The organism is Ideonella azotifigens, assembly GCF_006519715.1.
Classification (GTDB): Bacteria; Pseudomonadota; Gammaproteobacteria; order Burkholderiales; family Burkholderiaceae_C; genus Ideonella; species Ideonella azotifigens.
In genome coordinates, this window is record NZ_VIDT01001109.1 from 1 (window position 1) to 1221 (window position 1221).

At 68.5% G+C, this 1221-nt stretch carries 1 protein-coding gene; it reads right to left on the bottom strand.

What is annotated here, in order from left to right; genetic code table 11:
- Window positions 1-162 precede the first annotated feature (162 nt).
- On the bottom strand, window positions 163-1221 hold a 1059-nt coding region (locus tag FKP22_RS30935), incomplete at its 5' end, for an efflux RND transporter permease subunit (RefSeq protein ID WP_141292003.1).

Below are 1221 nucleotides of genomic sequence, written 5' to 3' on the forward strand. Positions count from 1 at the left end.
CGGTGCGCCAGCGCCGCCCATGATCTGTCGATAGATCTCGCGCGCCACCGGCAGCGGCACGTCGCAGAGATCGGGGGCGCCATTGGCGCGGGCGGCTTCCAGCACCTGCTGGATCTGCTTGTCGAGCATTGATTACTCCTGGTTTGAACGAATGGGTGCCATTCAGGCCACCTGGCCGACCGGCGCGGCCACGGCCGCGGCACTGGGCTTGGGCGGCGTCAACAGCCAGCGCGCCAGCGCCGGCAACAGCACCAGGGCCCCGACCATGTTCCAGAGGAACATGAACGCCAGCAGCAGCCCCATGTCGGCCTGGAACTTGATGGGGCTGCCAAGCCAGGTGCCCACCGCCAGCGCCAGCGTCATGCCGGTCAGCAGCACCACGCGGCCGGTGAACTGCAGCGCGGCGCGCCACGCGGCGTCCAGGCTGTCACCGCGCTTGAGCCGCTGCAGCATGACGGCCAGCACGTACAGCGCGTAGTCCACACCGATGCCCACCCCCAGCGCGATCACCGGCAAGGTGGCCACCTTCACGCCCATGCCCAGCACCACCATCAAGGCCTCGCACAGCATCGAGGTGAGCGCCAGTGGCAGCACCGCCACCACGGTGGCGCGCCACGAGCGGAAGGTCAGCAGGCACAGCAGCAGCACCGCGCCGTACACCCACAGCAGCATCTGATGCATGGCCTGGCGCACCACGATGTTGGTGGCCGCCTCGATGCCGGCCGAGCCGGCGCCCAGCATGAAGCGCACGTCGCCATCGGCACCCTGCGGCTGCTCGGCGATGAAGGCTTCGGTGGCGGCAACGACCCGCTCCAGCGTCTGCGCCTTGTGGTCCTTGAGGAAGACGTGCAGCGCGAGGAACGAGCAGGCCTTGTTGAACAGCTCGCGCGGCGCGATGGCCTGCACGCCGCCGAGCGACTTGTCGTTGGCGATCAGCTCGTACCACTTGAACTGGCCTTCGTTGAAGCCGACCATCGCCAGCTTGGCCAGCCCCGCCATCGACTGCGTACCCTCCACGCCGGGCAGTTGCTTGAGCCGCCAGGCCAGCTCGTCGACGCGGCTGAGGTTGGCGTAGCGCGTGCACTGGTCATCGGGCGTGGTGACCATCACCGTCAAGATGTCGGAGCTGGCGGCGTAGTTCTGCACCACGAAGGCGCTGTCGCGGTTGTAGCGCGAATCGGCACGCAGCGCCGGGGCGCCGGCATCCAGGTCTCCCACCTG